13 protein-coding genes are annotated in these 13,205 nt (G+C 43.0%); all 13 read left to right on the top strand.

The window, feature by feature from the left end; translation table 11 throughout:
• Positions 1-189: 189 nt before the first annotated feature.
• Complete coding sequence (gene rimO, locus E2K74_RS12260; protein WP_151207913.1) at positions 190-1,533, top strand: 30S ribosomal protein S12 methylthiotransferase RimO; 1,344 nt, start codon at positions 190-192, stop codon at positions 1,531-1,533.
• Positions 1,534-1,580: 47 nt separating this feature from the next.
• A complete protein-coding gene (gene pyrH / locus E2K74_RS12255; protein WP_151203817.1) occupies positions 1,581-2,309 on the top strand; it encodes a UMP kinase in 729 nt (242 codons plus the stop codon).
• A gap of 77 nt (positions 2,310-2,386) precedes the next feature.
• The gene (gene frr, locus E2K74_RS12250) at positions 2,387-2,941 is read left to right on the top strand and encodes a ribosome recycling factor (RefSeq protein ID WP_151203815.1); all 555 of its coding nucleotides are present in this window, start codon (positions 2,387-2,389) and stop codon (positions 2,939-2,941) included.
• A 7-nt stretch (positions 2,942-2,948) separates the two neighbouring features.
• Positions 2,949-3,701, top strand: a complete 753-nt coding sequence (gene uppS / locus E2K74_RS12245; protein ID WP_151207911.1) for a polyprenyl diphosphate synthase — start codon at positions 2,949-2,951, stop codon at positions 3,699-3,701.
• Positions 3,702-3,703: 2 nt separating this feature from the next.
• On the top strand, positions 3,704-4,528 hold the full coding sequence (locus E2K74_RS12240; RefSeq protein WP_151207909.1) for a phosphatidate cytidylyltransferase: 825 nt from the start codon (positions 3,704-3,706) through the stop codon (positions 4,526-4,528).
• Positions 4,529-5,725: a 1-deoxy-D-xylulose-5-phosphate reductoisomerase gene (gene ispC, locus E2K74_RS12235; RefSeq protein ID WP_151207907.1), complete on the top strand. Its 1,197-nt coding sequence runs from the start codon at positions 4,529-4,531 to the stop codon at positions 5,723-5,725. It begins immediately after the preceding gene.
• 3 nt (positions 5,726-5,728) lie between these two features.
• Positions 5,729-7,084: an RIP metalloprotease RseP gene (rseP, locus tag E2K74_RS12230; RefSeq protein WP_151207905.1), complete on the top strand. Its 1,356-nt coding sequence runs from the start codon at positions 5,729-5,731 to the stop codon at positions 7,082-7,084.
• Positions 7,085-7,123: 39 nt separating this feature from the next.
• Positions 7,124-9,709, top strand: a complete 2,586-nt coding sequence (gene bamA, locus E2K74_RS12225; protein WP_151203805.1) for an outer membrane protein assembly factor BamA — start codon at positions 7,124-7,126, stop codon at positions 9,707-9,709.
• A gap of 79 nt (positions 9,710-9,788) precedes the next feature.
• Complete coding sequence (locus tag E2K74_RS12220) at positions 9,789-10,286, top strand: OmpH family outer membrane protein (RefSeq protein ID WP_151207903.1); 498 nt, start codon at positions 9,789-9,791, stop codon at positions 10,284-10,286.
• Between the two features lie 4 nt (positions 10,287-10,290).
• A complete protein-coding gene (gene lpxD, locus E2K74_RS12215; protein ID WP_151203801.1) occupies positions 10,291-11,361 on the top strand; it encodes a UDP-3-O-(3-hydroxymyristoyl)glucosamine N-acyltransferase in 1,071 nt (356 codons plus the stop codon).
• A 5-nt stretch (positions 11,362-11,366) separates the two neighbouring features.
• The gene (fabZ, locus tag E2K74_RS12210) at positions 11,367-11,852 is read left to right on the top strand and encodes a 3-hydroxyacyl-ACP dehydratase FabZ (protein ID WP_373688392.1); all 486 of its coding nucleotides are present in this window, start codon (positions 11,367-11,369) and stop codon (positions 11,850-11,852) included.
• Entirely contained in the window at positions 11,849-12,637 is a 789-nt protein-coding gene (gene lpxA, locus E2K74_RS12205; RefSeq protein WP_151207901.1) for an acyl-ACP--UDP-N-acetylglucosamine O-acyltransferase, read from the top strand. Before fabZ ends, lpxA begins: the two co-directional genes overlap by 4 nt.
• A gap of 144 nt (positions 12,638-12,781) precedes the next feature.
• The coding region (locus E2K74_RS12200; protein ID WP_151207899.1) for a helix-turn-helix domain-containing protein at positions 12,782-13,205 on the top strand (424 nt) is incomplete at its 3' end.

Raw genomic sequence — 13,205 nt, 5'->3', positions numbered from 1 at the left:
ATCAATAAATCCAGGTATAACGGATTAAATTCAGCCTGTAAACTAAAAATGATTCATTTTGGTGCATTGTTATTTGTGTTGGTTATTTTATAGCGTTATTTTGGTGCGTGATGCAAAGAGTCAGCTTTTCAACTATTTTTATGATTAGAAAAGTCATACAATACGCGCATTCTAGTGGAGCGCAGATTCATGAAATCCCCCAAAGTCGGTTTTGTTTCTTTAGGTTGTCCTAAGGCATTGGTAGATTCCGAACGAATTTTAACTCAGTTAAAGACTGAAGGTTATGATGTCGCATCGGATTATGACGGTGCTGATTTAGTTGTTGTAAATACTTGTGGTTTTATTGAATCTGCAGTACAAGAGTCTTTAGATGCAATCGGTGAAGCGATGAGCGCGAATGGACGTGTCATCGTAACAGGTTGTCTGGGTAAAGACGAAGACAAAATTCGTCAAATGCATCCGAATGTCCTGAAAGTGACAGGTGCAGCAGCCTATGAAGAAGTGATGGATGCGGTTCATCAATATGTGCCTGAACCACCAAAACACAATCCATTTATTGATCTGGTGCCTGAGCAGGGTATCCGCTTAACTCCTAAACATTATGCATACTTAAAAATATCGGAAGGGTGTAACCACCGTTGTACCTTCTGTATTATTCCGAGCATGCGTGGTGATCTGGTCTCTCGTCCTGTCGGTTCCGTACTTGAAGAAGCAGCAGCACTCAAACGCGCCGGTGTTAAAGAAGTACTCGTGATCTCTCAAGATACTTCGGCTTATGGCGTCGATACCAAATATAAGCTGGATTTCTGGAACGGTCAGCCGGTTAAAACCAAATTCTATGACATGTGCGAAGCTTTAGGTCAGCTTGGCATCTGGGTGCGTCTGCACTATGTCTATCCTTATCCGCACGTCGATGCAGTCATTGATCTGATGGCCCAAGGTAAAATTCTGCCTTATCTGGATATTCCATTCCAGCATGCCAGCCCGCGTATTTTAAAGCTGATGAAACGTCCGGCGCACAGTGAAAACACACTGGAGCGCTTAAAACTCTGGCGTGAGAAATGTCCGGAGCTGGTGATTCGCTCTACCTTTGTGGTTGGTTTCCCGGGTGAAACTGAAGAAGACTTCCAGATATTACTGGAATGGCTCAAAGAAGCGCAGCTGGACCGTGTAGGCTGCTTTACCTATTCACCGGTTGAAGGTGCAACGGCCAATGATTTGCCGGACCATGTGCCGGAAGAAATCAAGCAGGAGCGTTATGAGCGTTTCATGCAGGTACAGCAGGAAATTTCCGCGGCAAAATTACAAAAGCGTATTGGTCAGACCATGACTGTGCTGGTTGATGACCTGGAAGATGAATTCCCGGTTGCCGTTGCACGCTCTTATGCCGACGCCCCTGAAATTGATGGCAATGTCTTTGTAGAAGATATTGATAAAAACAGGATTAAGGCGGGTGATGTGCTTGAAGTTGAAATTACAGATGCAGACGAATATGACCTGTTTGCCAAGCTGATTTCGATCAAGTCTGCTTAAGATTTTGAATTAAAAATATTTTGAATTGAATACTTTGGAGTTGGAAGATGTTGGATTCTAAAAAACCTCGATTTGGTCGTATCCTGTTAAAGCTTTCTGGTGAAGCACTGGCAGGGAATAAAGACATGGGGATTGATGCCCAGATCCTGGATCAGATGTCTTTATCGATTGCCCATTTGGTTGGTTTGGGTGTTCAAGTCGGTATCGTGGTCGGTGGTGGTAACCTGTATCGTGGTAGCCAGCTACAAAAAGACGGTCTGGTCGGTCGGGTAACAGGCGATCAAATGGGAATGCTGGCAACTGTAATGAACGGTCTGGCCCTGCGTGATGCCTTGGTGCGCCGTAATATCAAAACACGCTTACTGTCAGCTTTACCAATTGGGACAGTGGTAGAATCTTATTCTAGCCGTGATGCTATCCGTCACCTGACACGCGGTGAAGTGTGTGTATTTGTTGCCGGTACAGGAAACCCATTCTTTACCACTGATACAGCAGCTTGCTTACGCGGTATTGAAATTGAAGCGAATCTGATTCTTAAAGCCACTAAAGTTGATGGTGTTTATAATAAAGATCCAAGCAAGTATGAAGATGCAGTAAAATACAATACATTGACCTTCGATCAGGTACTGGATGAAAAGCTGGGTGTGATGGATTTGACCGCTATTTGTCTATGCCGTGATCACAATGTGCCGCTACAAGTCTTCGATATGAACAAGTCTGGTGCTTTATTGTCCGTTGTGATGGGTGAAAATGAGGGCACTCACGTCACGAATTAATGACGTAAGTCCTGAAGCCATTTATACTAGCCGCTAATTTAGCATTTATCTCTTTAGAATTAAGTAAGGAAGATCATATGATTAACGATCTTAAAAAAGACGCAGAAGAGCGTATGAACAAGTCACTTGACTCATTGGAAAATGGTTTTGCAAAAGTTCGTACAGGTCGTGCACATCCATCTATTTTAAACGGTGTTATGGTTCCTTACTATGGCTCTGATGTGCCATTAAATCAGGTTGCTAACGTAGGTGTTGAAGACTCGCGTACTTTACTGGTTCAGCCATTTGAGCGTTCAATGGTATCTGCAATTGATAAAGCGATTCGTGAATCAGACCTGGGTCTGAACCCGATTACGGCAGATGCAATCCGTGTACCTATGGCCGCTTTAACCGAAGAAACACGTCGTGACATGCAAAAAGTGGCACGTAACGAAGCTGAAAATGCCAAAGTTGCAATCCGCAACATCCGCCGTGATGTATTAGGTGATATTAAAGCCTTATTAAAAGAGAAAGAGATTTCTGAAGATGATGAGCGCCGTGCATCTGACGACATCCAGAAAATTACAGATAAATTTGTTGCTGAAGTAGATAAACGCTTGGCTGCGAAAGAAGCTGAATTGATGAAGGTTTAATTCATCAATGACCACTGCTGAAGAAAACCCCCATCTTCCAAAACATGTTGCCATCATTATGGATGGCAACAATCGTTTTGCCAAAAAAAATCAGATGCAGAAAGGTGATGGACACCGTGAAGGAAAAACGGTTCTGGATCCGATTGTAGAACATTGTAAAAAAAGAAATATTCAGGCGCTGACTGTCTTTGCATTTTCCAGCGAAAACTGGAATCGTCCTCAATATGAAGTTGAATTGCTGATGAATCTGCTGCTAGATACGATTCATGAGCAATTGCCTCGCATGGAAAAGTTCAATATTGCACTGCGTTTTATAGGAGATCGCTCGCGTTTATCTCCTGAACTGCAATCACTAATGTTGCATGCTGAACAAAGGACTGCTAATTTCAACAGTATGACACTTACCATTGCCATCAGTTATGGCGGTATGTGGGATATGGCACACGCTGCGAAGCAGATTGCTGCAGATGTTTTAACAAATAAATTAAATCTTGATGCAATTGATACTGATGTCTTTGGTCAATATGTCTGTTTAGGTGATTTGCCTGCTGTGGATTTGCTGATTCGTACAGGTGGAGATTTCCGTCTGTCTAATTTCCTGCTCTGGCAGGCGGCTTATGCAGAGCTATATTTTACTGAAACTTTATGGCCTGAGTTTACTGTAGAAGAATTTGATGATGCGCTGGCTGTATTTGGTGGGCGTGAGCGTCGTTTCGGCAAAACATCAGAACAGATTTGTCAGGAAAAACTTGAGAACTAAACATGTTTGAGCGGATTATAACCGCATTGGTGTTGGTAGCCGTAGTGATTAGCTGCATGTTTGCTACCAAATCACATTATCCAATGTTTGCCTTAATGGTTGTGGCTGCTGGGGTTGCAGGCTATGAGTGGTTTAAGCTCATGCCGCGAAAATCTAAAAATGTAATCAAGCCGGTGGGATGGGGTTATGGTCTGATGACCGCAGCCTTATCTGCACTGGCCTTATATTACTGGGATGTTGCCTTATTATTATGGGCTGCTTCGATCATGACCTGGCTGCTCAGCATCTACTGGGTGAAATCCTATCCTGATTACGACGGCTGGTACAATGTCAGTCTGCAAGGTCTTGGTATTATTTTAATTTCAGCAGCTGTAACGGCAATCTTTTCGGTTTGGCAAAATTCACCTTGGTGGTTGATGTACCTATTCCTGCTGGTGTGGGGTGCAGATAGCGGGGCGTATTTTGTAGGGCGTAAATTTGGGAAGAAAAAGCTTGCACCGAATGTCAGCCCGAACAAGTCTGTCGAAGGGCTATATGGCGGTATTGTGACTTCAATGCTGATCGTAATCACCGTGGCTTCCTTATATCTGGAAATGACTTGGGCCGAACTCAGCCTATTTCTGATTTTATCTATCGTAACCGTCTTTAGTTCGGTCTTGGGTGATCTGTTTGAATCCATGATCAAGCGTCGTGCCGGAATCAAGGATTCTGGTCGTATTCTGCCCGGTCATGGCGGTGTGCTGGATCGGATTGATTCTTTGCTGGCTGCAGCTCCAATTTTTGCAACTGGTATCTATATCTTAAAACTTATTGGCGTAAATTTATAAATGTCACAAGCTGTTTGTATACTGGGTGCTACAGGTTCCATTGGTCAAAGTACTTTAAAGATTCTGCAGCAGCACTCTGAAGCTTACTCGGTTTTCGCTGTGACAGCGCAAAGTCGTATGATTGAACTGGCTGAAATCTGCCAGCAGTATCACCCCAAAGTTGCCGTGGTGCCTTCTGAAAAGGTAGATGAGCTTGCTCATCTGCTTGAGCAGCAGGGATTGTCTGATATCGAGATTTTGCAGGATGAAGCCGGTTTAATTGCAGTTGCCGAACATCCTGAGGTGGATATCGTGATGGCGGCAATTGTTGGTGCAGCAGGTTTATTGCCGACATTGGCAGCAGTAAAAGCAGCTAAGCGCGTTCTACTGGCCAATAAAGAAGCTTTGGTGATGTCCGGTGATATCATGATGCAGGCTGCGCGTCAGCATGGTGCCTTATTGCTACCTGTAGACTCTGAGCACAATGCCATTTTCCAGTGTCTGCCACAAAACTACTTTGAGGCAGAACGCAATGGCCAGCCGAAACTCGGCGTACAGCAGATTCTACTGACCGCCTCAGGCGGCCCATTTTTAAATCATAGTCTGGAAGAGCTTGAGCAGGTGACACCTGCGCAGGCCTGTAAACATCCTAACTGGTCCATGGGACAAAAAATTTCGGTAGATTCAGCGACTTTGATGAATAAAGGGCTGGAATTGATCGAAGCCTGCCATTTATTTGCAGTTGAAGAACAATTTGTTACAGTCGTTGTGCATCCACAGAGTATTATTCATTCCATGGTGCAATATGTAGATGGATCAACTTTGGCACAAATGGGCAATCCGGATATGGGAACGCCAATTGCACATGCTTTGGCATGGCCTGAGCGAATCACTACCCATATCGCACCATTAGATCTATTTATACATTCACAGCTTAATTTTCAGGAGCCGGATGTGGAACGTTTTCCTGCATTAAAGCTGGCCCGCCAAGCTATGCAGAGCGGCGGAATTGCACCGACGATTTTAAATGCAGCCAATGAGATTGCTGTGGCTGCCTTCTTGAATCAAGAGATTAGATTTACCCAAATTCCTCAGGTGGTTGAAAGTGTCCTGAACCAGATAGATAATCAGCCTGCATATGATCTGGAAACTATTTTGCAGGCAGATCAGACTGCACGAGGTTTGTCACAGCAATTTGTGGTGAATAAAGGAAGTTAAGACATGAACGCCTTGTTTATTATTGCCGCTGCAATCCTGTTACTCGGTCCCTTAATTGCGATTCACGAGTTTGGTCACTACATTGTGGCACGTAAACTGGGCGTTAAAGTGTTGGTTTACTCGATTGGTTTTGGCCCGACTCTGATCAAATGGACCTCCAAAAAATCAGGTATCCAGTATCAGCTCTCTGCTTTGCCTTTAGGTGGGTATGTCAAGATGCTGGATGAACGTGAAGGCAATGTCGCGGAAGAAGACTTACCCAAAGCCTTTAACCGTCAGCATCCCTGGAAGCGTATCGCGATTGTGGCTGCTGGTCCTTTAATCAATCTGGTGCTGGCTGTGGTTCTCTTCTGGGTATTGTTTTTACCTGCTCAGGAACAGCTAAATACCCGGGTCGGCAAGATTATTCCCGATACGCCTGCCGCTACTGTACATATGCAGCAAGGAGATAAAATTGTTGCGATAGACGGAACGAAGGTCGAAACCTGGGAAAAGCTCAGCTATGCGCTGGTCGATCGTGTCGGTGAAACTGGCAATATCAGTATTCAGGCTGAGCGGTCAGGTGAGACTAAAACCTTTCAGCTCCCTATTCAGAATTTTCTCAAAGATCAGTCTCAATCTCCCTTAGAAGAGCTGGGCTTCTTGCCTTATCGCCCGCAAGTTCCAGCAGTGGTCTCCAAGCTGACCGCCGATGGTGCAGCCATCCGTCAAGGGATGCAGGAGGGTGACCGTATCTTGGCCATTAATGGTACCTCGATGAAAGACTGGTACGATGTGGTGCAAGTGGTTCAGGCCTCTCCGGAAAAGCTGCTCAAGATAGAAGTATTGCGGGATAAACAGGTGGTACAGCTTGAAGTTATGCCGCAAGGAAAGCGTGACAATATGGGCAATGTCACTGGTATGCTTGGTGTACAGGGTGATCCGGGTAAAATTACCATTCCCGCAGAATATAAACAGACCATTCATTATAACCCGGCTGAAGCACTGGTCATGGCTTTTGATAAAACCGCGCAGCTTTCCTCCATGATTGTAAACTCGATTGTGAAGATGATCCGTGGAATGATCGGTTTGGATAACCTCTCTGGCCCAATTACCATTGCCAAGGTAGCCGGACAAAGTGCAGAAATGGGTTGGGAAACTTTTATTTCCTTTATGGCGCTAATGAGTGTAAGTTTAGGAATATTAAACTTATTGCCCATTCCAATGCTTGATGGAGGACATCTGGTTTACTATTTTATTGAATTAATTCGTGGTAAACCTGTTTCTGAACAAATACAATTGGTCGGATTTAAAATTGGTATGGTACTGCTCGGCAGTATGATGCTTCTGGCATTATTTAATGACTTTATGCGTTTATAAGAACGTAAATGAAATAAATTAACAGCGGAAAAGACTGGCATGCAGCACACACATTTATTTATGCCTTTGGCACTCGTTAGTGCAATGGCAGCAGCACAACAAGTATATGCAGTAGATGAATTCATTGTACAAGATATAAAATTTGATGGATTAGTACGTTTAACTCCTGAAAATCTGTATAGCTTGGTGCCGGTCAACAGTGGTGACCGTGTGAATGATCCTGTGATTGCCAATGCAATTCGTAGCCTGTTTGCATCAGGGTTATTTGATGATATCAAAGCCGTTCAGCAGGGAAATACTCTGGTTTTCCAGGTGGTAGAGCGTCCGGTTATTTCAAAGATTGAGCTCAAAGGCAACAAGTTGATTCCAAAAGAAGCACTTGAAGAAGGCCTGAAAAAAATGGGCTTGGCTGAAGGTGAGGTGCTGAGAAAATCTGCGCTGCAAACAGTGGAATCCGAGCTTGAGCAGCAATATATGCAGCAAGGCCGTTATGATGCTGATATTAAGGTAACCACCACTGCGCGACCAAATAACCGGGTTGAATTGCTGATTGATTTTGTAGAAGGCAAAGCCGCTAAAGTTTTTGATATTAATATCATCGGGAATACGGTATTTAAAGAATCCGAGATTAAGCAGGCTTTTGCGGTCAAAGAAAGTGGTTGGAGTTCAGTGGTTTCGCGTAATGACCGCTATGCACGTGAAAAGATGGCTGCGAGTCTGGAAGCCTTGCGTGCGATGTATCTGAACCGTGGTTACATCAACTTTAATATCGCCAACTCCAGCCTGAACCTGAGTGAAGATAAAAAAAATGTGTTCATTGAAGTTTCAGTCGATGAAGGTGAGCAGTTTAAATTTGGCCAAACCAAGTTCTTGGGTGATGCGCTTTATCAGCCTGAAGAGTTAAAAGCTTTACAGCTGTATAAAGAAAGTGAAGTGTATTCACAGGAAAAAGTAAATGCAGTCAAGCAGTTGTTGCTACGTAAATATGGTAATGCTGGCTATTACTATGCTGAAGTGAATGTGGTTCCTCAGATTAATGAAGAAACCAAGCAAGTTGATTTGAATTATTATATTAATCCAGGTCAACAGATTACCGTACGACGTATCAACTTTACAGGTAACTCCAAGACCGCAGACGAAGTATTGCGTCGTGAAATGCGCCAAATGGAAGGGGCACTGGCCAGTAACGAAAAGATTGATCTGTCAAAGGTTCGTCTGGAACGCACCGGTTTCTTTAAGAGTGTAGATGTTAAACCTGTACGTATTCCGGGTTCACCTGATCAGGTTGACCTGAATATTGCAGTAGAAGAGCAGCATTCGGGAACCAGTACACTGGCAGTTGGTTTCTCGCAAAGTGGTGGTGTGACCTTTCAGGCTGGCTTAAGTCAAACCAACTTCTTGGGTACAGGGAATAGCGTCTCTATAGACCTGTCCCGTTCTGAAACTCAAGATTATTATAACTTGAGCGTGATGGACCCGTATTTCACCATTGATGGCGTACGTCGTGGTTATAATCTTTACTATCGTAAAACCAAACTAGATGATGATTATAACGTCAATAACTATGTGACTGACAGTTTTGGTGGTGGGATCAATTTTGGTTATCCAATTGATGAAAACCAAAGTGTAAGTTTGGGCCTGAATATTGACCAGACTGAAGTCACGACTGGTCCCTATGTCTCGACCTATGTTCGGGATTATTTGTTAGCGAATGGTGGTAAAGCTAAAGGCGAAGGTAAGTATTGTTCGAGCGATAACCTAAAATCACAATGGGAGATTGATTTAGCAGCTGATCCTGATCTGGAAAAACCTTCTAATCCACCAGAAGGTTATTTTGATCGTCTTTGCCGAGATGGTAATAATCAAGATATTGGTTTTACCTCATTTGATGATGAGTTTGGTGGAGAATTCCTGACTTATAATTTAAATCTAGGTTGGTCATATAACACTTTAAACCGTCCAGTCTTCCCAACTACGGGAATGTCACATCGAGTCAATGCAGAAATTGCATTACCGGGCAGTGATGTGGAATATCAAAAAGTATCTTATGATGCACAAGCACTCTTCCCATTGGGTAAAGACTTTGTGCTGCGCGGTTACGGTAAGCTGGGCTATGGTAATGACCTGCCATTCTATAAGAACTTCTATGCTGGTGGTTATGGCTCAGTGCGTGGTTATGAGAACAGTACGCTTGGACCTAAATACCCTGGTGTAACTTATAACGAATCACACAAACGAGATTATGATCCAGAAGAAGTGGGTGGTAATGCGCTAATTCAGTTTGGTGCTGAGTTGGTATTGCCTGTGCCGTTTAAAGGGGATTGGGCACGTCAGGTGCGTCCAGTACTGTTTGCTGAAGGTGCTCAAGTATTTGATACTCAGTGTGATGTACCATCAGGTAAGCTGTATTTGACTGGTAAAATGGATGATCCTGGTGTAGATGCAAAACAATACTGTAAAGACAACTTCGGCTTTGATAGTGGCAATATGCGCTATAGCGTTGGTGCAGGCTTTACCTGGATTACCATGATTGGCCCATTATCACTCAGCTATGCTTATCCACTTAACGATAAGCCAGGTGATGATACCCAGAATGTACAGTTTGAAATTGGACGTACATTCTAAATTATTTATCCATGAAGAATATAAAATTTGCTCATGAGGTTGTGGCCTTGTGAGCAAATTTTTTGAAAGAGTAAAAACTATGAACAAAATAATGATGACAATGAGCCTGGTTTTAGCAACATTCGCGCCTTTGACTCAAGCAGCCGGGATTGGTGTAATTGATCTGGAGCGTGTGGTTGAAAATAGTACTTATTTAAAGCAGCAAAATACTGCATTCCAGCAAAAAATTCAGCCTCAAACCACCAAGATTGACCAGTTAAGTAAAGAGCTTGAGGCTTTACAGCAGCGAGCGCAGGCAAATAACAAAATCAGTGATGCTGAAAAGCAGAAAATGTCAGCTCAATATCAGGCTAAACTTCAGGAATTGGCTCAGCTTCAGCAAACCGTTCAAGGCAGTGTACAAAGCTCCATTCAGCAAATCCGGACAGTTTTTGATGGACGTGTGAAACAGATTGCAGAGCAATTGCGTAAAGAAAACAACCTAGATGTGGTTTTAAATAAAAATTCCACGCTTACTTATGACGCCAAGTATGATTTAACTGATAAAATGATTCAAAAGGTTAATGCAATTAAATAAATCAATGAATCATCAACAGCTTCAGTTAGCTGATCTTGCTCGCCTGGTTCAAGGCGAGTGTGTAGGTCAGGCAGATTTGCATTTGAGAGGTTTGGCCAGTCTTGAACATGCAACCTCACAAGATTTGGCATTCGTTAATGCAGACAAATATCTAGAGCAGGCCAATCACAGTCAGGCGGGTGCGCTCATTGTCACTGCTGAACTGAAACAGCAATGCACTTCACAGCAAAACTTTATTGTGGTGGATAATCCTTATCTGGCTTTTGCCATCCTGACGCATGTTTTTGAAAAAAAACATAGCATGACTGGAATTGAAAGTACGGCACAAATTCATCCTTCAGCAATAATTGCCGACGATGCCTATATTGGTCACTATGCAGTGATTGGTGAGCATTGTGTGGTGGGTGCAAATACGATTGTTCAAGCACATACATATCTTGATGATGCTGTGGAAATCGGTCAGGACTGTTTTATTGATGCACATGTGACCCTAACTGGCGAAGCTAAAATTGGTAACCGTGTCCGTATTCATGCCAATACGGTGATTGGTAGTGAAGGTTTTGGTTTTGCGCCTTACCAAGGGAAATGGCACAGGATCGCCCAGTTAGGTTCTGTTCGCATCGCTGATGACGTCAGGATTGGGTCGAACTGTAGTGTAGATCGTGGTGCTTTGGATGATACGATTCTGGAACAAGGTGTTATTATTGATAACCTTGTGCAAATCGCGCATAACGTTAAAATAGGTGCCAATACCGCTATTGCTGCGAAAACTGCTGTTGCAGGAAGTGTTTCAATTGGCAAAAACTGTATCATTGGTGGTGGTACCGCAATTTCTGGGCACTTAAATATTGCTGATAATGTGACTTTGACTGGAATGTCAATGGTGACAAATAATATTTCTGAAGATGGAAAATATTCTTCGGGGATTGGATTGTTTGAAAATCAGAAATGGAAACGCACAGTGGTTCGCCTCAGACAATTAGCAGATGTGCCATTGACCCAGTTGGTTAAACGATTGGATCATATGCAATCTCAAATTGAGTCCATTGAATCAACATTAAAGTTGCGTAAATAATTATGATGACAGAGTCGAATTTGCCTACATTGACGAAGCCTGAATTACCAATGAATATTCAAAAAATTCGTGAATATTTGCCCCATCGTTATCCATTTTTACTGGTTGATCGTGTAGTCGATATTACTGAAAATGGTATTGTTGGTTATAAGAACGTCTCGATTAATGAAGAGTTTTTGCAAGGTCATTTTCCGAATTATCCGATCATGCCGGGCGTGCTGATTGTTGAAGCATTGGCTCAGATTTCTGGAATTTTGGGTTTTGTCATGAATAACGAAGTTCCAAGTGAAGGTTCTTTGTTCCTGTTTGCTGGCGCTGAGAAGGTCAGATTTAAAAAACAAGTGGTTGCTGGTGATCAATTGGTTTTAAAAGCTGAATTAGTGATGCAAAAGCGAGGCATTTACAAATATAATTGTATTGCCACTGTAGATGGCGTCGTCGCAACAACCGCGGAAATTATGGTTTCGCATCAAAAAGTCGAGCAGGCATGAGCAATAATCCCCTTATTCACCCAACTGCCATTATTGACTCATCAGCAGTAATTGCTGCTGATGTGCAAATTGGTCCATATTGTATTATTGGACCGAATGTCACTATTGGCGCGGGTAGCAAACTTCATTCACATGTTGTGGTGGGTGGCTATACGCGTATGGGTGAATATAATGAAATTTTTCAGTTCGCCAGTGTGGGCGAAGTTTGTCAGGATCTCAAATATGCAGGTGAAGAAACCTGGCTAGAAATTGGTGATCACAACAAGATTCGTGAACATTGCAGTTTGCATCGTGGTACGGTTCAGGATCAGGGCATTACTAAAGTGGGTAGTCATAACCTGCTGATGGTGAATACGCATATTGCCCATGACTGTAGGGTGGGCGATCATAATATCTTTGCAAATAATGTCGGTGTAGCTGGCCATGTGCATGTAGGTGATTATGTTGTGGTTGGAGGTAACTCCGGAATTCATCAATTCTGCAAAATTGATTCATATAGCATGATTGGCGGTGCTTCACTTATTCTCAAAGATGTGCCAGCGTATGTAATGGTGTCTGGAAATCCTGCACATGCATTTGCCATGAATGTGGAAGGGATGCGTCGTAAAGGTTGGTCCAAGAATGTGGTCAATGGCTTACGTGAAGCTTTCAAGCTCATTTATAAATCGGGTCTGACCACTCAGGAAGCGCTTGAAAAAATCCGTAGCGACATTTTACCAGAAGTGCCTGAAGCGCAGCGTTTAATTGACTCTCTGGAGCAATCAAAACGCGGAATCATACGCTAAAGCATTTTTTATAAAAAAGACACCTTGAGAGTGTCTTTTTTATTTCTTGGATTCTCAAATGAAGTGCAACAGAGATTAAATTATTGGAACGAAGCAAGATGATCTAGCATTTTGCTTCAGACCGACCAAAGTCAAAGTTGCATCATGAACTATACTCATCTTACTCAAGAAGAAAGATATCAGATTTCTACATTGTTACGTGAAGGTTTTTCTAAGCGTTATATCGCCTGGAGGCTAAATCGCTCACCTTCCACTATTTCCAGAGAAATAGCACGCAATAGAGCAAGGAATGGTTATTTCGCTAAACATGCCAATAAATTAGCTCGCAGACGGCATTGTCCTAATCCTAAAAGAATCTCTCGAGAGGTTTGGGCACAAGTTATGGCTTACCTTGAACTTCAGTGGAGCCCCGAACAGATTGCTTCTCATGTTTCAGTCAGCCTGCATTCCATATACAGGTTTATACAGCAGGATAAAAGCAGAGGTGGTGTGCTCTTCCACAACTTACGTTTCAGAAATCAAAGGAAGAGAAAATATGGCTCTATCGAGACTCGTGGCCAACTGACAA

Origin of the sequence: Acinetobacter sp. RF15B (assembly GCF_007558235.1) — a bacterium.
GTDB classification, from domain to species: Bacteria; Pseudomonadota; Gammaproteobacteria; order Pseudomonadales; family Moraxellaceae; genus Acinetobacter; species Acinetobacter lwoffii_C.
Note: the sequence above shows the minus strand (reverse complement) of the source record. Positions and strands in the feature narration are given on the sequence as shown.